Annotated in this window: 14 protein-coding genes and 2 pseudogenes; 11 read left to right on the top strand and 5 right to left on the bottom strand. The window is 60.4% G+C overall.

What is annotated here, in order from left to right; all coding sequences use genetic code 11:
- Positions 1 to 6: 6 nt before the first annotated feature.
- Both GJB56_RS12740 and GJB56_RS12735 read left to right on the top strand, forming a co-directional pair.
- On the top strand, positions 7 to 1,707 hold the full coding sequence (locus GJB56_RS12740; protein WP_113684024.1) for a dipeptide ABC transporter ATP-binding protein: 1,701 nt from the start codon (positions 7 to 9) through the stop codon (positions 1,705 to 1,707).
- Between the two features lie 63 nt (positions 1,708 to 1,770).
- Positions 1,771 to 2,745: pseudogene (locus GJB56_RS12735) on the top strand (TauD/TfdA dioxygenase family protein).
- Here the strand turns inward: GJB56_RS12735 and GJB56_RS12730 are convergent.
- Complete coding sequence (locus GJB56_RS12730; RefSeq protein ID WP_113684025.1) at positions 2,746 to 3,588, bottom strand: hypothetical protein; 843 nt, start codon at positions 3,586 to 3,588, stop codon at positions 2,746 to 2,748.
- A gap of 31 nt (positions 3,589 to 3,619) precedes the next feature.
- Positions 3,620 to 5,413, bottom strand: a complete 1,794-nt coding sequence (locus GJB56_RS12725; RefSeq protein WP_113684026.1) for an alanine racemase — start codon at positions 5,411 to 5,413, stop codon at positions 3,620 to 3,622.
- Between the two features lie 160 nt (positions 5,414 to 5,573).
- Here GJB56_RS12725 and GJB56_RS12720 point away from each other — a divergent pair, with 160 nt between their 5' ends.
- Together GJB56_RS12720 and GJB56_RS12715 are read left to right on the top strand one after the other, a co-directional pair.
- Positions 5,574 to 7,019 (top strand): amino acid permease, encoded by a 1,446-nt coding sequence (locus GJB56_RS12720; RefSeq protein WP_113684027.1) that lies wholly within the window; start codon positions 5,574 to 5,576, stop codon positions 7,017 to 7,019.
- On the top strand, positions 7,016 to 7,936 hold the full coding sequence (locus GJB56_RS12715; RefSeq protein WP_113684028.1) for a universal stress protein: 921 nt from the start codon (positions 7,016 to 7,018) through the stop codon (positions 7,934 to 7,936). The genes GJB56_RS12720 and GJB56_RS12715 overlap by 4 nt, the downstream gene beginning before the upstream one ends.
- Positions 7,937 to 7,978: 42 nt before the next feature.
- Here the strand turns inward: GJB56_RS12715 and GJB56_RS12710 are convergent, their stop codons facing one another.
- A complete protein-coding gene (locus GJB56_RS12710; RefSeq protein WP_113684029.1) occupies positions 7,979 to 8,980 on the bottom strand; it encodes an MBL fold metallo-hydrolase in 1,002 nt (333 codons plus the stop codon).
- A gap of 297 nt (positions 8,981 to 9,277) precedes the next feature.
- Here GJB56_RS12710 and GJB56_RS12705 point away from each other — a divergent pair, with 297 nt between their 5' ends.
- The 7 genes from GJB56_RS12705 to GJB56_RS12675 all read left to right on the top strand — a co-directional run bounded on the left by GJB56_RS12705 (position 9,278) and on the right by GJB56_RS12675 (position 19,925).
- On the top strand, positions 9,278 to 10,378 hold the full coding sequence (locus GJB56_RS12705; RefSeq protein ID WP_003940656.1) for an LLM class flavin-dependent oxidoreductase: 1,101 nt from the start codon (positions 9,278 to 9,280) through the stop codon (positions 10,376 to 10,378).
- A gap of 109 nt (positions 10,379 to 10,487) precedes the next feature.
- A complete protein-coding gene (locus GJB56_RS12700; RefSeq protein WP_230091182.1) occupies positions 10,488 to 12,611 on the top strand; it encodes a hypothetical protein in 2,124 nt (707 codons plus the stop codon).
- Complete coding sequence (locus GJB56_RS12695; RefSeq protein ID WP_113684031.1) at positions 12,604 to 14,121, top strand: ATP-binding protein; 1,518 nt, start codon at positions 12,604 to 12,606, stop codon at positions 14,119 to 14,121. Before GJB56_RS12700 ends, GJB56_RS12695 begins: the two co-directional genes overlap by 8 nt.
- Positions 14,118 to 17,042: a Z1 domain-containing protein gene (locus GJB56_RS12690; RefSeq protein ID WP_113684032.1), complete on the top strand. Its 2,925-nt coding sequence runs from the start codon at positions 14,118 to 14,120 to the stop codon at positions 17,040 to 17,042. Before GJB56_RS12695 ends, GJB56_RS12690 begins: the two co-directional genes overlap by 4 nt.
- 33 nt (positions 17,043 to 17,075) lie before the next feature.
- A complete protein-coding gene (locus GJB56_RS12685; RefSeq protein WP_113684033.1) occupies positions 17,076 to 17,930 on the top strand; it encodes a ParA family protein in 855 nt (284 codons plus the stop codon).
- Complete coding sequence (locus GJB56_RS12680) at positions 17,927 to 18,418, top strand: hypothetical protein (protein WP_113684034.1); 492 nt, start codon at positions 17,927 to 17,929, stop codon at positions 18,416 to 18,418. Before GJB56_RS12685 ends, GJB56_RS12680 begins: the two co-directional genes overlap by 4 nt.
- 511 nt (positions 18,419 to 18,929) lie before the next feature.
- The gene (locus GJB56_RS12675) at positions 18,930 to 19,925 is read left to right on the top strand and encodes an HNH endonuclease (protein WP_041815075.1); all 996 of its coding nucleotides are present in this window, start codon (positions 18,930 to 18,932) and stop codon (positions 19,923 to 19,925) included.
- A 4-nt stretch (positions 19,926 to 19,929) separates the two neighbouring features.
- Here the strand turns inward: GJB56_RS12675 and GJB56_RS12670 are convergent, their stop codons facing one another.
- Positions 19,930 to 20,793, bottom strand: a complete 864-nt coding sequence (locus GJB56_RS12670; protein ID WP_113684035.1) for an HNH endonuclease — start codon at positions 20,791 to 20,793, stop codon at positions 19,930 to 19,932.
- 109 nt (positions 20,794 to 20,902) lie between these two features.
- Positions 20,903 to 22,781 (bottom strand): annotated as a pseudogene (locus GJB56_RS12665) (DNA/RNA helicase domain-containing protein).
- Positions 22,782 to 22,815: the final 34 nt, after the last annotated feature.

Here is a 22,815-nt window from a genome sequence, read left to right as displayed (position 1 = left end):
GTAGTCATGAATGCAACACCCGCACAGGCAGTTCTCGCCATCCGGGATCTGGTGATCGAGTTCGATGCCGACGGTTCCCGTGGCTCGTCGACAACTGTGGTCGACCACGTCAACCTCGAATTGGGTTTCGGTGAGATATTGGCGTTGGTCGGCGAGTCCGGATCCGGTAAGTCGTTGACCGCACGCGCTGTTCTCGGGTTGTTACCGGACGGCGCGCAGGCCCGCGGGTTGATCCAACTCGGTGGCCAGCAGGTGCTCGGTGCCGACGAGGCGACGCTCAATCAATTGCGGGGGACTCGGGCCGCGATGGTTTTCCAGGAGCCTCAGACTGCACTGAATCCAGTGCAGAAGGTGGGTTGGCAGATCGCGCAGGCGCTGCGGGCACACGGCAAGATCTCGCGTGCCGACGCCAGAGTTCGCGCAATCGATCTTCTACGGATGGTGGAGATTCCGGAACCGGAGCGTCGGGTCGACTGGTATCCGCATCAACTCTCGGGTGGACAGAAGCAGCGGGTTGTCATCGCGCTGGCGTTGTCGGGTTCTCCTGATTTACTCATCGCCGACGAACCGACTACTGCGCTCGACGTCACCGTGCAGGCCGAGATTCTGCAACTCCTGCGTAATCTGCGTGATCGTTCGGGCACTGCAATACTGCTCATCACACACAACATGGGTGTCGTTGCGGACATCGCAGATCGCGTGCTGGTGATGCGATCGGGCAGGGTCGTCGAGCAGCAGTCCGTTTTCGATCTCTTTGCGACGCCGCGTGAGTCGTACACACAGGCTTTGCTTGCGGCCGTGCCACGTCTGCCGGAGGTCGACCAGCCGAAGCCTGTGGTTGCTCTGGTCGATAGCGAAGGCGACGCGCAAGTCCCGCCGATCCTGCGGTTCGACGCGGCCTCCATCGTGTACCCGGCGAGGCTGGGCAACAGAGAGTTTCGTGCGGTCGATCAGGTGAGCCTGACGGTTCAGGCCGGCGAGGTTGTCGGACTGGTCGGTGAATCGGGATCAGGGAAGACCACTCTCGGCCGGGCTGCGCTCGGTGTTATCAGGGCCAGTAGCGGCATCGTTGCTTTCGACGGAACCGATCTCGGAAAGATCTCCGCCGCGAATCTTCGGGGCCTCCGCAAGGGCATGGCCTTGATTCATCAGGACCCTGCGGCATCTCTCGATCCGCGTCGGACGGTCGGACAAAGCGTCGGCGAGCCACTCGAAGTCCATCGCTTTGCCACCGGAGCACTGCTGCGAAACCGGGTGGGGGAGTTACTCGAATCAGTTCGCTTGCCGAAGTCTTTTGCTCACCGGGCACCAGGAGAACTTTCCGGTGGTCAACGCCAGCGTGTTGCGCTGGCCCGAGCACTTGCCCTCGGACCGAGACTGCTGGTGGCCGATGAGCCGACCAGCGCTCTGGATGTTTCCGTCCAAGCCGATGTTCTTTCACTCTTTGCCGATCTCAGGGAGGAATACAACTTCGCATGTCTGTTCATCAGCCACGATCTTGCAGTCGTCAATCAGGTAGCCGACCGGGTAGCGGTACTGCGCAGCGGGGAGTTGGTCGAAGAGGGCCCCGCTGCAGAGGTATTCAGCTCGCCACGGCAGGACTACACAGAACAGTTGGTTGCCGCGGTGCCTGTTCCAGATCCGCGTCGTCAGCGCGCCGGGCGGGAACGGAAATCACTGGTTCCCGACCTGACTGTTGCCGTTTGACCCGCCTCGACATCGAACAGCATTACCACCACTCAGCCTTTTACAGACTCATAGGAGCTTGACATGTCCATCACCGAACTCGAACGCGTCACTCAGACCCCGGAGCAGATCTACGCTGCCGGCGGAATCACTGTCCACAAGGTAGGTGAGCTGATCGGCGCCCGCATCGACGGCGTACATCTCTCCGGGGACTTGTCCGAAGAGACCGCCTACGCGATCAACTATGCGCTGGCAGCGCACAAGGTTGTGTTCTTCCGTGGGCAGCAGCATCTCGACGACACGTCGCAGTACGAATTCGCCGGAACCCTCGGCAGCCCGACCACCACGCATCCCACTCTCAAGTCCAAGGACAACAAGCTGTTGGTGATCGACGGCGCTGCCAGCAGCTGGCACACCGACGTCACTTTCATCGATCGCATCCCGAAGGCATCGATCCTGCGCGCGACCACAATTCCCGAGTACGGCGGAGCAACCACGTGGGCGTCTACCACGGCTGCGTACAACCAACTGCCGCATTCGCTCAAGGTATTGGTGGAGAATCTGCGCGCTGTCCACACCAATGCATACGACTACGCCGAGACTATCGACAAGGTGAAGCAAGGCGACGCTCAACGCGTGACGAACTACTCCGAATTCACTCGCGAAATCTACGAGACGGAGCATCCGGTGGTTCGGGTCCATCCTGCGACAGGGGAGAAGACTCTGCTTCTCGGTCACTTCGTCAAGGAGTTCGTCGGACTGAAGCCTTCGGAGTCGGTTGCTCTCTACCAGCTTCTGCAGGCACGAATCATCAAGTTGGAAAACACCGTTCGGTGGTCGTGGGCTCCCGGTGATGTCGCGATCTGGGACAACCAGGCAACCCAGCATTACGGGATTTCCGACTACGGGACACAGGCACGCAGTCTGCATCGGGTGACGTTGGCCGGTGACGTTCCCGTCGACGTCCACGGTGAGCAGAGCCGCATCATCTAGGGCGATGCATCCGAGTTCTCGATCGTTGCAGACATCGACCGGCTTCCCGGCTTTGCCGCGAACTGATTAGTCGTGCTGCGGGTGATCCGGCGGGAACATCTGTCCCCATGAGTGATTGCATGCTCGGCACGTCCATTCCGGGGTGTCCGGTCCCACGACGCAGCCTGTTCCGGCGAGCCACGGTAGGTGATCGAATGGATGGACCGGCATCCCCGGGGAACACTGAGCGGTTCTGTGTGCACCGCAGTGTGGGCACGGTGGATTTTTCGCCAGCATGTAGTCGATGAAGTTGGTGTGCCCAGACGTGGCCATCCTTCCGGTGCACTTGCGGCACAGGACGGCTGGGTAGTCGTCACCAGATTCAGCCTGCCTGAAGATCCGTGATGCGGAATGAAAGTGAAGGCGATCGCCGCTGTTGAACTTTCGCAACGGCATCGGTGAGCTGCAACCTGTGCGGTTTCCCCGCTCGTTCATCAACGTTCGGGCGTGGGCAGCTGTGGACGTCGGATCCAGCGTGTCGATGTCGCCGAAGTAGTGCGCATAGTGCGACTGGCCGGCCGTGAGAATCCGGTCGGCCAGTGCGTCGTCGACCGGCCCTGGATCCGTGGGAAACGTGATGGACCATCGTTGTTCGAGTTCGGGAACGGTGGGCAAACCGTGGAGTTCGTACGGGCGTTCATCGACTTCCATCCGCGACGTGCCGTCGAACGGCGCAGCCACGGTCTCGGTGCAGAGCAGCGTGCGAGGAGTGGTGTCGAGAACAGTGATCAACAGGTCGCCGATGGCCATCTTTCCGCGCATGATCCAGGGATCGACACGGGCACGGGGTTCGAGAAACGCGACCACGGCATCGAGCCACGGCGTGCCGAGTGCGATGAATACGTGCTGACCGGAGCTCCGCGTGATCATCGAACGATTCTCGCAAGGGCTGCCGACAACGTCAGGCTTTGACCACCTTGCGCCCGAGCAGCGATGCAACCAGTCCATCGACGAAGGTCGCTTGCCGTCCGAGGGGATCGGAAGCCGCTGCCGCGACGCTGCCGATCGAAATCGATCTCGTCAGGCCGGTCTCGCTGATGAATTCGGCGGCGAGGTGCGCTTCTCGGAATGTGAGGCCGCCCAGATGTGTCGTGTCATCGACGCCGAGAACACGCCCGTCGATGATGTCCAGGTCGAAGTGGACGTGGACGCCGTTCACACCCTGGCCCGCCGCGGCGAGGACGCGAGGCATCAAGGCCGCCATGCCATGGCGATCGATCTCGTCGATCGTCACCAGCAATACCCCGTACTCGTCGAGTGCGCGCTTGTGATCGACCGTGGCGTTCTTGACGCCCACCAAGACGGTGTTCCCCAAACTGGGGCCGTGCAGATCCGCTGCCGACGACAGCAATTGTTCGATATCGCCGTGGGAGGCGAAAATGATTGCACCCAAATCGGTTCCGGGTTCGGTGGCGATCGGAATTCTGGTGTTCTGCCAGGCCTCGGTAGTGAGCCACAGCGGCAACGTCGTGAGATCCGCGGCGGCGTTCTCTCCTTGAATGCAGCTGAAACCGATTCCGGACATGTCCTCGCGCAGACCGTGATCGAGGAGATGGCTTGCCAGCCCGCTAGTTTCGAGGTCGATCAATTCAACGGTCGCATTGGCATCGATCGGTTCGGTGCCCAGGGCGTAGCGCTTTTCGACGTAGGGCGATGTCATCGCCATCAAGAGCGCGCCGTAATCGATCGTGAAGTCGACGGTGCCACCCAGTCGGTATTCGTCGCCTGTTTCTCCGGCGTCGACGAGGAGGTGATCGCTACTGGCGCTGATCACCTTCAGGCGCGGATCGATCGGGGTCAAGCCTTCCGGCGAGATGTCTTCGCGGCCGATGGACAAGATCAGGCGTCGGCTCGGCTTGTCCTCGTTGTCGAAGACGGGGCGTCGGCCGAATGCGTCTTTCCCTGAGACTCCATACGGCCGCGACGGCTTGACCTTGGCCTCGATGATGTCCGCGGTGAGAGTGAAGGCATCGTTGTTCAGCAGTTCGTACAGTCCGGGGGGAGTAGGTGATTCGGCCAGAACGATGCTGGCACCCAAACGCAGATGGTTGATCCCCTCGGGCATCGTGCCCGTCTCGAGTAGTGGCAGCGAGAACGTATTGCCGCCGGAAACGATCGGCAGTTCGATCGAGAACCGCTTCGTGATTTCGTCGGCTAGGTAGACCAGATTCGACAGGTTGTCGACGGTCGGTTGGATGCCGCCGACGCAGGCGAGGTTCGCGCCGATTCCGATCAGTCTGATGCCCTCGATGGGAAGGATTTCAGCGACTACGTCCAATGCCTCCGCCGGCAGGATCCCTTCGCGGAGATCTCCGAGGTCGATCATCAGCACGATGTCGTGGACGACTCCTCGCGTTTGTGCTGCTCTGCCCAGAGCAGCAATCGTCGTCAACTCGGAGTTGAGGCTGATGTCCGCGTAGCGGATCGTGGCGTCGATCTCGTTCAGCGACGGTGCGCGGATCAGCATCAGGGGAACGGTGATGCCGTCGCGGCGAATGCGGGCCAGGTTGTCCAGGCGGGAGTCGGCGATCTGCGTGACGCCGCCGCGGACCATTGCTCGTGCCACTTTGGGGGATCCGCACGTAGATTTGCTGACACCGGCCACCGATATGCCGTGAGCGCTGGACGCCTCGACGAGGACGCGCGCATTCTGTTCGATACGACGCAGGTCGACGGTGATGGTCGGTCCGGTCATGATCTCCCCGTTTTCTCCGAAGGCGGTTCACGATCCGGGCATTCCAGACCGGACGGTTGGCGTGAGCTGGGCAACTTTGCTCCAACTGTTGTGTCGCAGGACACTTACGTGCAGTATGAGGATACAACAGTTTCCTACCAGGCACTCTAGAGGAGCGTCGATGGCTACTCTCGTCAAACACGTACTTCGGCGCAAGCCGGCTTTGCAGATAGACCAGGAGACCGGCGCAGATACCAACGGCGGTGAGCTGACCCGCAGTATCGGTTTGGCGCAGTTGTCCATGTTCGGCATCGGCGCCACGATCGGCACCGGTATTTTCTTCGTCCTCTCGCAGGCGGTCCCGGTCGCCGGTCCGGCAGTGATCATCTCCTTCGTTGTTGCCGGTATCGTCGCGGGACTCACGGCGATCTGTTACGCGGAGTTGGCCGGAGCTGTCCCAGCGTCGGGCTCGTCGTATTCCTACGCTTACGCGACGCTCGGAGAGCTTCCGGCCATGGCCGTCGGCGCGTGTCTGCTTCTCGAGTACGGAGTCTCGGCCGCGGCGGTGTCCGTCGGATGGTCGCAATACTTGAACCAGCTGCTTGGCAACCTCTTCGGGTTCCAGATCCCCGACGCGTTGTCACAAGCGCCGGAGCAGGGCGGCATCATCAATCTGCCCGCAGTGATCCTGGTGTGCCTGTGCGGTGTTCTGCTCATCCGCGGCGCCAGTGAATCGGCCAAGGCCAACGCCATCATGGTCTCGATCAAGCTCGCAATTCTGTTGCTCTTCATCGTGGTCGGCATCGCCGGATGGAACAGCAATCACTTCGCCGACTTCGCACCGTTCGGATCCAGTGGCGTCATGTCCGCCGCCGGAATCATCTTCTTCTCGTACATCGGCCTCGACGCTGTGTCCACTGCCGGCGAAGAAGTGAAGAACCCTCGTCGCAATCTCCCTCTCGCGATCCTTATTGCGCTCGTGTCTGTCACCGCGATCTACATCGCCGTTGTCGCCGTGGCGATCGGTGCACAGGATTCCGCATCGTTCGAAGGTCAGGAAGCCGGGCTGTCCGCCATCCTCGAACAGGTGACCGGATCTACCTGGCCGGGAACACTTCTGGCTGCCGGTGCGGTGATCTCGATCTGCAGCGTCACGCTCGTGGTCATCTACGGTCAGACCCGCATTCTGTTCGCGATGTCACGCGACGGCATGATTCCGTCGATCTTCCACAAGGTGAACCCGCGGACTCTGACGCCGGTGCCCAACACCATCATCGTCTGCGTCGTCATCAGCATTCTGGCCGGTTTCATTCCCATCAACTTCCTCGCTGAAATGACCAGTATCGGAACCCTGGTGGCCTTCCTCGTGGTCTCGATCGGGGTCATCATCCTGCGGCGCAGTGACCCGGACCTGCCGCGCAGCTTCAAAGTTCCCGGCTATCCGGTGACGCCGATCCTCTCGATCCTGGGTTGCCTGTGGATCATCAAGGACCTCCGAACCGTCACGATCTACGTGTTCCTCATCTGGGTGACCGTCGCGATCATCTGGTACTTCGCCTACGGTATGAAGCACTCGCGCCTCGGGGCGAAGAACCGCGCCGAATTGGGATCGGAGTCCGAGTCATGACGCTGCTCGCGGGATACGCACCCGACGGTGACAGTTCCGGAACCGTCCATCTGGCAACGCTGTTGGCGCGCTCGTCCGGTGAACCGTTGGTGATCTGCGCGGTGATTCCCTCGCCGCCACCGCCCGGGATGGCGCGTGTCGACGCCGAATACCACCAGCAGTTACGAGCCGAAGCCGAAGCGGCACTGGCGAAAGCGCGGTCAGACATGCCCTCCGACGTCTACGTGACCTATGTCGTGCATGAGGCTCAGTCGACGTCGAGTGGCTTGCTTGATCTCGTTCACGAGCACGAAGCCAAGATGATCGTCCTAGATTCGTCTACGGCCGGGGTGTTCGGTCACGTGGCTCTCGGCAGTGTCACCTCACGCTTGCTGCACAGCTCCGACGTTCCGGTCGCCCTGGCGCCGAGGGGATTTCGAACCAAGTCCGGTGAGGTGGTTCGCCGCGTCACCGCCGCATACTCGGGCACACCCGATCAAGACGATCTGGTGCTCGCCGCCGCGACCGTGGCTGCGCGTGTCGATGCCGGACTCAGACTGGCGGCGTTTGCAGTTCGCGCAAACGCGCAGTACACGACCACACTCGGGACCGAGGGGGATTCACCGATCATCTCCGAGTGGGCCGAGGTGGTCGAGCGCGAGACCAACGCTGCCTTCGAGCGCGTGCGTGCACTGCCCGAAATACCCGACGTCATGGAATCGGTTATCAGCCATGGTCGTAACTGGGCCGAGGCGCTCGAGGGCGTCGAGTGGGACCGAGGTGACGTTCTGACTGTCGGCTCGAGCAAGGCAGGTCCACTGGCGCGGGTGTTCCTCGGCAGTCGGGCGGCGAAGATCGTGCGGTACTCACCGGTTCCGGTGGTGGTGGTCCCGCGATCGGCGTCGACCCGAATAGTCGATCAGGCCGAAGCGGAATAGAGATCAGGGCCGACGAGCGGAGTGCTTGTCGGCCCTGATCTTTCAGATGGAGCGAGCGAAGAGCGCGGGCTCGGAGCCGGGAACCTGAGAGACCTGCTCTCGGGCAACCAGATGGCGAAGGTGAGCTGCACCTTCGGACAACGCCATCGTCTTTCCCATCGGGGAGATCTCGGCCCACGGCTTGTACCACTTCATCTTTGCCGCGACTTCCCACACGGTGAGCTTGTCGTCGGCGAACTCCTGGAGCAGATGATCGAGTCGCTCCTGGTGATGCTCGATCAACTCGCCGGCGCGACCTCCGACGTCGTCGATCGGAATGCCGTGAGCGCCGAGACCGCGGGTGATGTTCATGTTCTGCACCCGTGCGAGCGAGTCGAGGAAATCGGCGAGGGCGTCACGTTCGTCGAGGGGGTACACGAAGTTGCCGACGTGCGGTGTTGTCTTCTGCAGGACGTGGTCGCCGGTGAACATGACGTCGGCGTCGTCGAGGTAGAAGCAGACGTGGCCAGGCGTGTGGCCGGGGGTGTAGACAACGCGGAGGCCGCGGCCGGTGAGTGCGATGATCTCGTCGTCGGCGAGAAGGCGGTCGGGAGCGGACTCGGGGCCCACGGGAGACTCGCCCGCGGCCGTCAATTTGAATGCATCGCGGTCGGCTTTCGGCGCTCCAGCGCGTTCCATGTTCTCGAGCTGATATGCCATCCACTCGTCGTTACGCGCAGTCGACATCTGATCGAACAGGTAGTGGTCGTCCTCATGCATGGCGATCCAGGCGCCGGACGCCTCGCGGACCCGTCCGCACAGTCCGGTGTGGTCCGGATGGAAGTGCGTGACCACGACGCCCTCGATGTCGGTCACCGAATGTCCGATCTCGGCGAGCCCCGCGTTGAGGCCCTGCCAGCCGTTGTCGTCACCCCAGCCAGCGTCGACCAAGATCAGTCCGCCGGGGGATTCCATGGCGTAGACGAGCGTGTGCCCGAGCGGGTTGTCCGTGATCGGGACAGGAATCTGGAATATGCCATCACCGATGGCTGCCGCACCATTCATAACAAGTACCTCTTAACGAGTAAGGGAACGCACTCTTAGTACTTCATGTTTACCGTGCGCTTGATTGGTCGGTGACACAGGTCCTGCCTGGCGGGAGTTCGGCATGTTTTCGGTCGACTTCGGATCGGTGAGAGTTTTATCGACTGAATGGTCTGCTTGAGTCGAAAGTTCCTGCTGAATAGCGTATTTCGCGAATTCGTTGCGTTGGGCGCTTCCTCGGATCGCGGATCCGTCGAGCAGCCGCGCACTAGCCTCCGAGGGACAGGCGCGCTGTGCGGTTATCGAGAAAGACGGGTCATGCGTTTTCAGGTTCTGGACATCATTTTCAACCCACCCCATCCAGTGACCGGCGAGGAAGTTGCCCCGTCCGATCGGCTCAACCGCGTCGTCGAACTGGCGGTTCTCGCCGAAGAACTGGGTATCGATTCGTTCTCGGTGGGCGAGCGCCACGCCGGGCCGGTTCTTTCGTCGGCGCCAACCGTCGTTTTGGGGGCAATTGCGCAGGCCACAGACAGAATCCTGCTCTCGACCGGTGTCACCGTTCTGTCGCTACTGGACCCGATTCGAGTCGCCGAAGATTTCGGAACCATCGATCAGCTGAGCCGGGGACGCCTCGAGATCGTGATCGGCAAGGGCAACGAGGTCCTTCAGTACCCGCTCCTCGGGTTGGATATCGCCAAGCAGTACGAATACCTCACCGAGAACTATGAACTCCTCAAACTGCTGATCAGCGAGGAGAACGTCAAGTGGGTGGGGACTCACCGACCATCGCTCGAGGACGCGACGACGCTACCGCGTCCCTACGACGGACCGTTCCGTATCTGGCATGGATCGGCTACCTCGTTCGAGGCCGTCGAACTGGCGGCGAAGTGGGGCGACCCCATCGTCACCGCCAACGCCTTCCAGCCTCGTGAGAACTACAAAGTGCTGATCGACCACTACCGCGAGCAGTACCTGGCGTACGGGCACGACCCGTCCAAGGCGTACGTCGGCTCGGGTTCGGGCGGATTGTTCCTCGCCGATACCACCGAGCAGGCCATCGAAGAGTTCCGTCCGATCTACGAAGGCGCCGTTGCGCAGGCCGACAAACGCAAGCACGACCCCAAAGCGGTCGGAAAGTCGACGAGCTTCCGGACCATCGAGGAAGCCGTCGACCGCGGGCCGGCGTTGGTCGGGTCTTCGGAACGAGTCGCCGAGAAGATCCTCGATTATCACGAGAGTTACGGCCACGATTTCCAATCGGTGTCGGTCAATCACGTGCTCGACTTCGAGCAGCAGAAGGACACGCTGCGCCGATTTGCGGAGGAGGTTATCCCGCTGGTGAAGGCAGAACTGTCGACGACGCTGTGGACCTCGGCCGACAAAGATCGGGCGAAGGGTTTCACCGCCGTCGACTGAGCGGAGAAGTCTGACTGTCGGGTAAGCAGGTCCGGCGCTGCGACCGCTCACGAGCTGCAGTAACTTGTTACCGACATCGCGGTCGGTTTTGACTGCAATGAAAGTATCCGTGAGTGGGAGTAGTGCGTTGACGTTGGGTGTGAACTCGCTTCCCGCGAACGAGCTGAGTCAGACGCTGTGGGTCGATCTGTTTCCTTGGTTGGACGACTACGTATCCGATCGTGCTGCGCTGCTCGAGCCGCTGGCCCCGTCGCCTGATTGGTGGTTCAGCGAAGCGCCGTCGTTCACTGTTCTCGAGGTCGATCTCGAGAAGGTTCTCTCCGAGCTGGCGTCCCTCTTCATCGCTCACCACGCGGCAGCGGTATTACAAGAGAGCTTTCCGCTCCTTGGTGAAGATCTCCCGCTGGAGGTGTTGAGTCTCGATACTCGCGCAGTGACGGCGTTGTCACGGCTCACCACCGACAAAGCAATCGGCGGTCTACTGACGCACACGACCGCTGAGATCTTCGGCGTGCGCGGAACTAGCGAACAGACGGTGCACGACATAGTGCTCAACCTGTTGGTCTGTGCGGTCATGACGACTCCGCTCGCCCGCGTCGAGACCGCTGAGGAAGCAGTTGCCCCACCCGCGATCACAGCGCTGCTCGACGATCTCGCTCAGCTGGCAATGTGGCGACGGGTCCGAGGCCAGGACAGCAGACCACTCGTCACCGTCGAGATCGACGATGAATCTCCGGCCTCGATTCAGGAAGTTGCCGCCCGGATCTCGGCTCTGACGCCGAACGACTTGCCCGACACGGACCGTACCGACGCGATGGACGAGATCGACAATCTCTTCTCGCAGCTGGATGAGCGGGAGTCGTTGGTGTTGCGTGAGCGGATCGTGGCGCGAGTTCCGCAGCGCAGGGGAGCGATCGGAGCCAAGCTCGGTGTGGGCTCGGGGCGAGTCGGGCAGATCGAGGCCGACGTGAAAGCCAAACTCAACGCGGCGTGCGGATTCGGGACGGCGGTGGGGAACCTGCTTGCCAGCCTGCGAGTCGAGATTCAGCCGGTGGCTTCGCTTGATCGCCTCCTCGACGTGCATCCGAGCATCGCGGCGGAGGTGCCTGGTTACGGAGTTCCGCTGTGGTTGGTTCTGGACCGTCTCGACGACTACTTCGAGGTGACTGACGGTTGGGCTGCCGCTCCGGGCGTCGCGGAGGCCAAGAAACGCACTCAGACCTTGCTGGAAGACTTTGAGTCCCCCAACGGTGTGGTTGCACTCGACGACGTCGCCGAAGTGGTGTCGATGTCACGCGGCGAACTGGAGAAGTGGCTTGCGTGGTGCGGGGTCGTCGTAGTGGCGGAGTCTGCGCTGACGCGTGCGCGTCGGATCTCCGATCTGGCAGTCGGTGCGCTCGAAGCCGTCGGATCGCCGAAGACCGTCGGCGAGCTTGTGGACTTGCTGAAGTCCGATCGCAGTGAGCGGTCGATCGAGCGCGCGCTCGAGGCCGACGATCGCGTGACGCTCGACGGCGCAGTGTGGCGGCTGCACGCCTGGGGAAGTGCGGATTCCGTTGGGGAGGAATCGGTTTCTTCGGGAGAGGCTGAAGGAACCAGTGAGTTCAACATTGGTGGTGACGGGATCGTCCGGCGCAAGCGGACACGTAACACTGCGAAGACGCCAGAGTTGACTCGCCGCCTGTACCGGTCAGGCAGTACGTGGCGGTATCGACTGACCGTGACCTCCGATCATCTACGGGGTTCCGGGTTTGCGGTGCCCGCCGGTGTTGCGGTCGCTGCGGGCTGTGCGCGCGGCGAGACCATCGAGTTGGAGAGCCACCTCGGCGTTCAAGCAGTTCGGTGGACCGGAGCGCAGCCGACGTTCGGCACTATCCGCCGATTCCTGCGTGAACTCTCCGCTGTCGAGGGCGAAGACGTGCTGCTCGAGCTGTGGCAAGACGGAACCTTCCGCGTGGTTCGACCGGCGATCGTCCACTCTGACATCGACCCACTACGTCAGGCACTCGCAGAGGTTGGCAATCGCGAGCCATTGCGAACTGCCGAGAGACATGTGGTGCGTATTCTCGCGGAAGCCGTGTGTCTGGACGGCGAAGATCGTCCACGAAAGATACTGCGCGCGTACGAAGATCGTGGTGAGGACGTGATTCTGGACTTCTTGGAGGCGGCATGGAGGCGCGGCGAAGCATCCGAAATCGACGAGGCAGAGGGTAAGGATCCATCCCATGACTGACGTCGCGGACACCCGCATAGTAGGCACCAAGATCCTTGCGGCGGACGAGTCCCTTGCCGGCGCCATCGGTTTGCACCACACCATCGCGACAGCGCTCGCCGATCTGATCGACAACAGCCTCGACGCCTCGGCCTCCCACGTGCTGATCAGGTTCGTTCAGGACGGCACACGGATCGTGTCGATGATGGTGATCGACAACGGCTCCGGCATGGACAGTGACACCATCGATGCTGCGATGACCTACGGCCGTCGACGCGACTATGCCGCCGAGGACCTGGGTCATTTCGGTGTGGGGATGAAGGCAGCGTCGTTGAGTCAGGCTCGTTTGCTACGAGTGTGGTCTCGAAAGTCGGGCCACCCGACGCAGGGCCGCGAGATCGACTCCGCCTCAGTGCAGGGGCGTCAGTCAGTTTCGGTGATCGAGGACCGGCAAGCCGCCGAATTCTTCGACGCAGTCACGCCTCGCTTTCCGTTCGACACCGGAACTGTTGTCGAATGGCGCGTCATCACAACCTTTCTCATGTCCGCACACGCGGACGAGCAGACCAGCTGGCTCGAACAGACCATCAACGACGTGCGCAGTCATCTCGGCGTCGTATTTCACCGTCTCATCGAATCCGGCCGGATTGCTCTGACTGTCGATGTCTTCGACGTCGAAGCGGGACGCGCCGGCGCGCTGCGCAAGGTCAGCGCCATCGACCCGTTCCGGTATCCGCGCACCGGTGACCTCAACTACCCTCGGACACTTACCGTGTCGATCGCCGGCGGCACAGTAACCGCCGAAGCTCACGTGTGGCCCGCTCGGAGTAATGCACCGGAATTCCGTATCCACGGCGCCCCCGGCCGCGACCAGCAGGGGCTCTACTTCTATCGGCACGATCGACTCCTGCAGATCGGTGGATGGAACGCGATAGTGCGGGGCCGACCGGATTACGGATTGGCACGAATTGCCGTCGATCTGAACGATTCTCTGCTGCAGCACATCACCATCAATCCCGAGAAATCGGGGGTGACGCTTGATGCCACTGCGTCGGCTGCCGTCGACGGGGCCGTCTTCACGGATGGCAACGGTGGATTTCGCTCGTATTTGAGCGACGCCGAGCGCGCGGTGCGGGCAGCCCGAAGTTCTGCACCTCGGCCGATCAGCGTCATCGAGCCGGCATCCGGCTTTCCGGAAGACGTGCTCGATTCCTTCAGCGATGCCTTCGAATTCAGCGTTGGCGATGATCCGGTCGCCGTGAGTTGGCGAGCCTTGGCGCGTGATCAGTTCTTCGAAGTCGACCTCAAAACTCGAACTCTGTGGATCAATGCGCGTTTTCGGCGTGATCTGCTCGGACGTCGCAGTCTCGACCCGGCTGATGCTCCGGTGCTCAAGACTCTTGTCTTCCTGCTGGTGAGTGAGATGTTCGAAGGAACCAGAATCGGCGCTCGTCAGAGGGAAAAGATGCAGGCGTGGCAGGAAGTGTTGATTTCCGCAGTGGCAGCGCACCGGGAGCAGGTAGTGCAGTGAGTGATGAAGTATTCCGTGCGGTTGCACGTGAACTCGGTGACGGGTTTCCGCCCGAGAACGTGCTGTACCCGGTCAACGCGCGCCTGCGAGCGAGCTATCCGGACGGCCTGACCATCGCGGACGTCATCGATGTGTTCCTCGACGACAGTGCTGTCGGTGTACGAACGGCGCTCACCTCGCGTCTGCGGCAGTGGGATGCGGAAAGCGTAGAGACATGGGTAGGTTCGACTACCCCGCAGAGCCCGGAACGGCGAGCTCGGATCTACGACCTGTTGGGACTGCCGGTAGACGCGCACGCCGAGATGGATGCACGCTTCCCTCGCGAAGGTGGGCCCGTTGTCATTGCGGCTCAGCAGCCGTGGGACCCCTGGTACACCTCCGAGCGCCGGCGCGAGCACGACTTCTATTGGCGCGCTTACAAGCGAGTTTTAGCCGACAAGAATTGGGACGAGGCGACAATCGGAAAGCTGGACATCGCAACCACTGAAGTTGTGCACCGGCTCGCGGATCCGACGCGCCCCGAGCCGTATCAGTCCAAAGGTTTGGTGGTCGGCTACGTCCAGAGCGGGAAGACGGCGAATTTCAGCGGCGTGGTGGCCAAGGCGATCGACGCTGGGTACCGCTTGGTCATCGTGTTGACCGGCACGATCGAGATTCTCCGGAGCCAGACTCAGCGACGCCTCGACATGGAATTGGTCGGTCGTCAAAACATCAGTGCCGGCGTGGACGACGACTACGCCAACGACGAGGACTGGCGGCACGGGAACTTTCTCGAACACGAAATCGATCCGAACAAGACGAATGAAATCCCGGCTATCCGTCGGCTCACCACCTCGACCTTTGACTACAAGAGTCTGCTCGCGGGCTTGAGCGCACTGCACTTCGAAACCGTGGATCACTCTCTTCCACTCAATGATCCGAAGAATCTGTACCCGAGCAATATTCGTATCGCGGTCGTGAAGAAGAACGTCTCCAGCCTCAAGAAGCTGGTGGCCGATCTGAAGAAAGTCCCGACCGAGCTCGATCAGATCCCTGCCCTGATCATCGACGACGAAGCCGATCAGGCATCGGTGAACACGATCGATCCGAAGAAGATGAAAACCGAGCAGATCGAGCGGACGGCGATCAACGGTCAGATTGCTGAGATCCTCGGTCTACTCGAGCGTGCCCAGTACATCGGTTACACCGCAACACCTTTTGCCAATGTGTTTGTCGATCCGGAAGACAGCGTCAACGTCTTTCCTTCGGACTTCATCGTCAGTCTCGAGCGGCCCGGCCCGTACATGGGTGGTGCGGACTTCCACGATCTCGACGATCTCGAAGACGACGACAAGACTCCGGCCAATTCGAACCAGAAAGCGTACGTACGGGATCTCCGGGCCGAGTGCGACGAGGATCGTTCTGCCGAACAATTGCGGGCTCTCGACTCGTTTGTCCTGACCGGGGCGATCAAGCTTTTCCGGGAATCGAAGGGCGCCAAGCAGTATCGGCACCCCACGATGTTGGTGCACGAATCGGTGAAGCAGGCCGAGCACGACGCTGTGGCCAACGATTTCAAGGCCTTGTGGAAGTCGGCGGGGTACAGCCAGGCAAAGAGTCTCTCGAGGCTGGAAAAGCTCTGGGCCGGGGACTTTGCCGTGGTGAGTGCTGTGCGTGGTAGCGAGTTGGCTAATCCCAGCTCGTTCGGTGTGCTGGAGGAGTTCATCGGCGCCGCCTACGACAAGATTTCCGAGGGAACCAGCCCCGTCATCGTGGTCAACGGGGCGGCCGAGAAGGACTACAAACAGGATTCCCTCGACTTCCAGGAACGGGGAGTATGGAAGATCCTTGTCGGCGGAACAAAGCTGAGTCGCGGCTTCACAGTCGAGGGCCTGACCATCACTTATTACACGCGTCGCACGGGCCAAGCTGACACGTTGATGCAGATGGGACGCTGGTTCGGATTCCGCCCCGGGTACCGAGACTTGGTGCGGCTGTTCATCGGCCGCACGGTTGGCGGACCCGCCGGCGCGGACTACGACATGTACAAGGCGTTCGAGGCGATCGTTCGGGATGAGCAGGAGTTCCGGAACGAGCTCACCAGGTTCAGCGGCGTGAACGGGAAGGGCGAACCGTGGGTCACTCCACGCGATGTGCCGCCGATGGTATTTCAGCAGCTGCCGTGGCTCAGGCCAACGGCTCGAAACAAGATGTTCAACGCCGATCTGGTTTATCGAGGCATGGGTGGTGAAAGTTTCAGCTTCACGATGCAGCCCCCGCGAGGCGACGGTTCGATCAACGCTCGGCACTTCGACGCGGTTACACCATTATTGAAGTCGTTGGACGAAACAGGGTCCTTCAATTTCGTTGACAAGGATGACGTTTCGCGATCGTTCACTGCGCGATACGGCATCGTCCCTGCCCATGTGGTGTTAGAGGCCGTCGACCAGTTCGAGTGGGCGAACGGGTGGGATTTCGGTCCCCACCGCGAAGCGCTCTCGACCGCAATCGAATCCGGATTGCTCGAAGACTTCGCAGTTCTGCTTCCGTACCCCAAGACCCGGGAGCCGATCGAGATCAAGGGTTGGCACGCGAAACTTCCGATCGTCAATCGCAAACGCCAGGAACGCGAGTACCGAACAGGTTTCACCGGTACGGCCGTTCGTGAGCGCGATGCGATCGAGCACATTGCGGGCAGCCCGAAGAAGAACGGCGGGCCGCTTGCCGGCGCGCTGCACCGTAAGACTCGCGGTGCATTGATTCTGGTATTTGCGAACGATCCGGCTCCTCGTCAGTTGAAACGGGCACAGGCTGGTCCCGTGGACTCGCGCGATTTTGCGACGTTGTTCTCGTACGCGCTTCCGCACGCGGCGGAGCCGTTGGGGCGAATCGGTTTTCGGGTGAAGCAGTCAGGGACAGGGGCGATCGTCGATGCGAACTAGGTGTGTTGTGGTGGGAGACAGGAATGGGTTCTGATGGCTAAGACGATTGCGACGATCAACCTCAAGGGCGGCGTCGGTAAGACGACGATCACCGCGGGGTTGGCCGAGTTCATGTCGCTCGAATTCGGTCAGCGCGTGCTGTTGATCGACCTCGATGCGCAGATCAATCTGACGACGATGATGATCAGTGAGGATCACTGGCTCGAACTCAACGAGCAAGGGCTGACCAGCGCAACCATTTTCCGCGACGCCGTCGATGGCACGTCGAACTTCGATCTCGAAGCCTCGATTCAGCGCGGAGTCTCGCCGGTCAAGCGAGTGACGGGTGTGGATCTGCTTCCCTCATCTCTCGATTTGATCGAGCTGCAGGAGGAGATCAGTGCCCTTCGGGTTGCTGATCGGAACTCCACCAAGCCGGTTGAATTGTTGAGGGATGCCGTCGCACCGGTGATGCCGTACTACGACTACGTCCTGATCGATTGCCCGCCGAATCTCGGGCCGATCACACTCAACGGATTGGCAATGGCAGACGGCTACGTGATCCCTACGATCCCGGATGTGCTCTCCACGTACGGCATTCCGCAGATCCAGACGCACATCGCGAAGTTCGGCAAAGAACTCGGCCGTGAACTCTTCGAACTCGGGTTGGTGATCACCAAGTACAAGTCCAACTCGGCGGTGCACCGCACGACTGTGCGAAATCTTCGACGCGATCCCAACGTCCCTCACGTATTGCCGGAATATCTCGCGGAGTCGAATCAGATTGCCGCGTCGGCGGAATTTCACCCGTACAGCACTTTGAAGGTGAAGTACGGCAACGCAGGTCAGTTCGATCAGATGCGTGCGATCACGCAGAACATTCTCACGGAAGCGCAGGCGAAGCTATGAGTGCGGGTATCGATGAAGCGCGCCGTCGGGTGCAGGTTCAGGAGACCGGTGCCGCTCTCTTGAAGTTGGGTGCAACTAATGCCTCGGCCTCGGTGTTGCTGGCCAAGCTGGTTCAGGTCGTCGCGGAGGAAGCTGCCCGTACCCCGCGCTTCGCGAAGGCAATCGAAAGCGCTTTCGCAGTTCCGTCGGATGGATCCGCCGCCGTGGTACCTGCTTCTGCACCGGCGCCGCGTCGTCGTGCTGCTGCCCCGAAGGTGAAACGGGAGCCGGGGGCTTTCGACCCGTTCGAGGTCTTCAAGGCGGAAGGGGAAGCGGTTCTGCTGGAGCGTCTTTCGACCCTCGATGCCGACGGGATCAAGGACATCATCGCGGAACAGGAAATGGATACGCACAAGGAGACGGGTCGCAAGCGCAAGGTGGATGTGCTTGCGATCTGGACTGTCGAGCGCGTGAAGGCACTGACCTCGAAGGGGAGTGCGTTCCGGTAGGGGCCTGCGGCCCCTGTGCGCCTTTATGGTAGTGGGCGCCACCAGAAAGGCGCACGGGTTCGCGGGCCTGGTTTGCAATTGAGCATCAACTGTTTTCACTGCTACCTGCCAGAGGCATAGCTATGACAAGCACGCTTCGGCAAGCCGAGAGTCACCGACTGCCGGGTCATCATCGCTGGTTGGTGGTCGATGTTGACACGTCAGGCGAACGGGCGTCACATCGCGTGCTCAGCGTCGGTCCGTGGGCTGTGAACTAACTCTGTTCACACGTCGAATCCGGCGTGGACGAGCTGGACCGCTCATGCAATCGACACGCGCCCGCGAGTGATTCTTCGAGTATTGCCGAATAGGGGGTTATGCCGGCTGCCTCGGCTTTGGATGCGTGGTGGCGTCCGGAGGCGCATGATGCCACGGATTTGGGAGAGATCGTTACGGCAAGGTGCGGGTGTGTCATTTCGGGCGCCGGCTACTGTGTGAATGTTGCAGTCAACCTCGATGAGGGAAGTGGATCTTGGCGCCGTTGGCGATTTCTGAGTTTCTCGACCCGACACCAGCGGCTTTGTCAGAGCAGTGGACGTCGGTATTGGCACGCCAAATTCCTCCGCCAAAAACGAACCAAGTGAACTTTGTGCCATCCGAAGTGGTGCTGTCGCTATGCGCTTCCTTGTTGGTCGACCACAGCAGGTTCGGTAGCGGGTCCGCTCATCGTGCAGGCATGCCTGTGCAACACCTAGCGCGATTATTCAAGCGTCCACCGACCAGCTTCATTGCGAAGATGGCAAACCTCGACGGGAGTCGCAGCAACGGGGGTCGGCACGAAGTCGAAGTTGCGGCGCGCATGCTCTCAGACAGCGAGCTTCTTCAAGATATTTACCTACGAATTTTACGGTCGGCCAGGCTACACGGAATCGACGAAGTTGCTTTGCCGGACTTCCTGGGCCTCGAGCACGGTGAAGTACTGTGGCTCGCTGGTCAGGAAGAGCTGGTCGAGAGCGAGATCGAGAAGTCATTGGAACTGACTCTCGAAAAGTGGTCTAAAGTGCGCGACGATATTCCGATAGAAACGACGCAGCGGTTGCTAACTTCCACCGTGCGTGTGGGGCAGCACCGTTTCGCAGAAGGCGTGCTTCGTAATCACCAGCACCGATGCGTGTTTTGCGGACTCAGCGCGAATATCGGCGGACGCCGGCGTCCACGACTTCTCACCGCGAGTCACATAAAACCTTGGCGTGACAGCACCGGTAGGGAACGCCTCGACCACCGGAATGGTTTCACCGCCTGCCCGACCCACGACGTCGCCTTTGACACAGGACTGATCACCGTCGACAAGGAACTCAACCTTCACTACGCACCTGGTGTCGAGAACGAGATGCTGACCGAAGGCCCGCTGCGGGCGGCGCTCGGAAAGCCACCGCTCACAGACCGATTGATACTGCCCGATGCTGCGGACCGGCCAGACATCGCCTACTTGGACTGGCATCGTACGCAGATTTACATCGCATCATAGGGGACTATTCAGTGCGTGGTACTGGTGAGAACCAACTGCAGCTGGCTCGGTGACGACTCAAGGCGTCCGCGTCAGGATGGTGAGTCTTCTTGGTGGGGAGGAGGAGTGGATTACCTTCATGCTTCCAGTATTCTGTGTCGATCAAAGCTGGGTCCACACGAATAAGAAGGCTCTCGTCCACGGTGATCCGTTGTAGATCGAACAAGGTGTGGACATCGGCGCGGAGGAGCAGTCCGTTTGTCACATGATGAGAGTTCTCGCCGAAGTAGCGGTCGATGTGAGCTGCTTCGAGAACGGAAAGCACGCTCGATCCGGTGATCGCGCACCGACCAGCGTAGGCACCTTTCAGGGTGCTCCGGAATTTCGATTGTCCGCGGCGGTCAGCGATTTCAACTATCGCCTTGGTTCGCATATCGTCGCCAAGTTTGTAGATAATTGGACTCATGGGGGTGAACACATCAACGAACGGTTCGATCTTGAAAAGGGTTGGCAAGAACAGCTTGCCCTCAAGGTTCTTGATCTCAATGCTGCCGTTGCTCGCAAGGGCCTTGTTCCCCGTGGCGTCGGACATTTCTGTCCACGTGAGGCGTTGAAGGACTTGTGAGCTTATGACTTTGAGTTCGAAACGATATTTGTAACCACCTGTGCTGACGTCGTTCCACTGTGCGGGAGCATCGTTGGAAGTTAGCTCGAAGATAGAAGTCGTTGCGCGGGCCCAACCGACAAAGGTCCCTTTGGACATCCAGAAGAAGACGTCGTCGCCCTTTTCGATATTGGGCCTCTTGCGAGTGTCCCAAAAACCATCAGACTTCGCGAAATCCCAGTGTTCTGGGAACTCGTCTGTGATCGTCAATATCCAAGTTGCCATTGCGCATGCACCTATCCGGTATCGCACCGGGTGGAGGCATGTCCTGTGGCGGAAGCCTGTCGGGCCGAGCTCGTTTTTCGCTGTCAGAAAGCTGTGGCGCGCAAATGTGTTAGAGGTGTTCGCTCACTAAGGAACGCAATGCTTTTCGGGTCTCTTCATCTGTCGAGTAGATGACAGTCCCAACCATTCCTCGGGTGAGCAGAACTTTGTAGATGTTGCGGATCAGCGATTGAACCGGACGTCACCGATCTTCTTGGTGTTTTTGAGATCCGGGTCGCGGTTGGCGGTGCGAACGGTGGCAAATGCGCCGTTGCGCCAGACGATGTCCGGTCCGAGAATGACACCGTTCCAGTCGTATTCGAAACCCTGCGCGGTGTAGACGCATCCAACTTGGCCGAAGCCTCCGTCTTCCGTAGCCCAAAGCGGGGCCGGAGGTGCGTCTCCGATTCTTCTGTCACTCTTGCTGTTCCAGGGACGGGACCAGTTGTCGATCTCTACGTCCGGCACGAGAGTGCCATCTTTCTCGGCGTTGCTCCACGGCCAGCAATACCCTGCCGTCATGCGAGCCGAGTATCCACGTTCGATCTGTTGTGACAGCAGATGTTCCATCTCCTGCGGTGTGTCGGCGATACGAACTGAGAACTGCGGATCGCCAGCCCAGGCTACGGGCTCACCTTCTGCCAGTCCGAGAAGCTGTTTGACCCAGAGAACGTACTCTTCGCTACCACCGCAACGGAATTGCTCACCGAGGTGAACGTGTTGCGTTTCCAGTCCGAGTGACTTTGCGTGACGCTCGATCTGCTCCAATGATCCCATCTCCCCAGGGCGCACCACCTGGTACTCGTCGAGCAGGAAAACGGGGACGCGTGCTGCTGCCATCAATTCGTCGAGCTGAGGACGCTCCGTTCGAAGCTCTGCTTTGGTGTAGCGGTCGACTGAGGTCTCACGGATACGGTGAGCTTCGTCGAGAACTAGTACGTCTAGTCCGTTGCGGTCAGCGGTCATGAATTGGTTGAAATACTTGAACATCTTCTGCACCCGTGGAGCGCGGGCACCGGCGACCTTGCGGAGTGTCTGAGTGAAAGATCGGGAACCTGTGGCGTGCAATACCGTTCGACCGCGCCGCGCGAGTTCACCGACTAAGGACAGCGCGACGACACTTTTCCACTCCCAGGCCCTCCTGTGACGATAATGACTCGCTTGTGATCGAGTTGGTGAGCTTGATCCACTGCGTGGAGTACGAGGTCGACAGCTAGTTGCTGCTCACCAAGGAGATGGAACTGCGGTCGATCGCGAACCTCGGCGGCAGCTACCTTGAGCAATTGTTGAGAGGGTGCCACTGCGGAACGGATCAAAGTATCACCGGCAGTGTGTCCGGAGGACTCAGGCGAGAGCCGAGATTTGAGGAAGGTTTGCATATCTCCGCGGTCGGCTCCGGTAAACAACCGGCCGCCGAGGGAGACGGGATACGACCGTAGTTCTGCGACGGCTGCGGGATCCGTGGCGTTGTGGAGGTAGGCCACGCCGGCAACCGCATCGGGCTGATCTGCAAGAGCCTTCGCGAAATCTGACAGATACTCGCAATAGCCCTTGACTTGTGCGACAGGGTGCAGTTTGGGTCCACCGGGCATCCCCGGCACATCGACGAGGTCAATGCTGCCTTCATATCGTTGGGCGGCCGACCATTGCTTGAGTTCCACCACGACATATGACGGTTGGCCGCTAGTCGGATGTAGTCCAGCCAGTACGACATCAGCGCGCTGAGACGTGAGAGGTAAGTGGTACTCGACCAACATCTCGACGCCGCCCAGACCGGCTTCGATCAAATCACTGGCTAGAACGGGAAGGCTGCGGCTCCACGACTTCTGCTCCGATTCACTTGCGCGCCGGCCGGTACGAAACAGCATTTGTTCCAACAGCTGTTCCACCAAGGAATCAGGATTCGCCATCGCGCCAATCCTGTTGGCAGAAGTACGAAGCAAGGTCACAGTGAGATCCCCCAGGCAGCACGAATCGAGTCGT

It is taken from the genome of Rhodococcus sp. AQ5-07 (assembly GCF_009707305.1).
Lineage (GTDB): Bacteria > Actinomycetota > Actinomycetes > Mycobacteriales > Mycobacteriaceae > Rhodococcus_F > Rhodococcus_F erythropolis.
The sequence above is the reverse complement of the archived record's forward strand: the minus strand, read 5'-3'. Positions and strand labels throughout refer to the sequence as shown.

Excerpts from the sequence above, each read along its gene's own strand:
- GJB56_RS12740 (WP_113684024.1), top strand. The coding sequence starts at position 7 with ATGAATGCAACACCCGCACAGGCAGTTCTCGCCATCCGGGATCTGGTG.
- GJB56_RS12730 (WP_113684025.1), bottom strand. The coding sequence starts at position 3,588 with ATGATCACGCGGAGCTCCGGTCAGCACGTATTCATCGCACTCGGCACG.
- GJB56_RS12725 (WP_113684026.1), bottom strand. The coding sequence starts at position 5,413 with ATGACCGGACCGACCATCACCGTCGACCTGCGTCGTATCGAACAGAAT.
- GJB56_RS12720 (WP_113684027.1), top strand. The coding sequence starts at position 5,574 with ATGGCTACTCTCGTCAAACACGTACTTCGGCGCAAGCCGGCTTTGCAG.
- GJB56_RS12715 (WP_113684028.1), top strand. The coding sequence starts at position 7,016 with ATGACGCTGCTCGCGGGATACGCACCCGACGGTGACAGTTCCGGAACC.
- GJB56_RS12710 (WP_113684029.1), bottom strand. The coding sequence starts at position 8,980 with ATGAATGGTGCGGCAGCCATCGGTGATGGCATATTCCAGATTCCTGTC.
- GJB56_RS12705 (WP_003940656.1), top strand. The coding sequence starts at position 9,278 with ATGCGTTTTCAGGTTCTGGACATCATTTTCAACCCACCCCATCCAGTG.
- GJB56_RS12695 (WP_113684031.1), top strand. The coding sequence starts at position 12,604 with ATGACTGACGTCGCGGACACCCGCATAGTAGGCACCAAGATCCTTGCG.
- GJB56_RS12685 (WP_113684033.1), top strand. The coding sequence starts at position 17,076 with ATGGCTAAGACGATTGCGACGATCAACCTCAAGGGCGGCGTCGGTAAG.
- GJB56_RS12680 (WP_113684034.1), top strand. The coding sequence starts at position 17,927 with ATGAGTGCGGGTATCGATGAAGCGCGCCGTCGGGTGCAGGTTCAGGAG.
- GJB56_RS12670 (WP_113684035.1), bottom strand. The coding sequence starts at position 20,793 with ATGGCAACTTGGATATTGACGATCACAGACGAGTTCCCAGAACACTGG.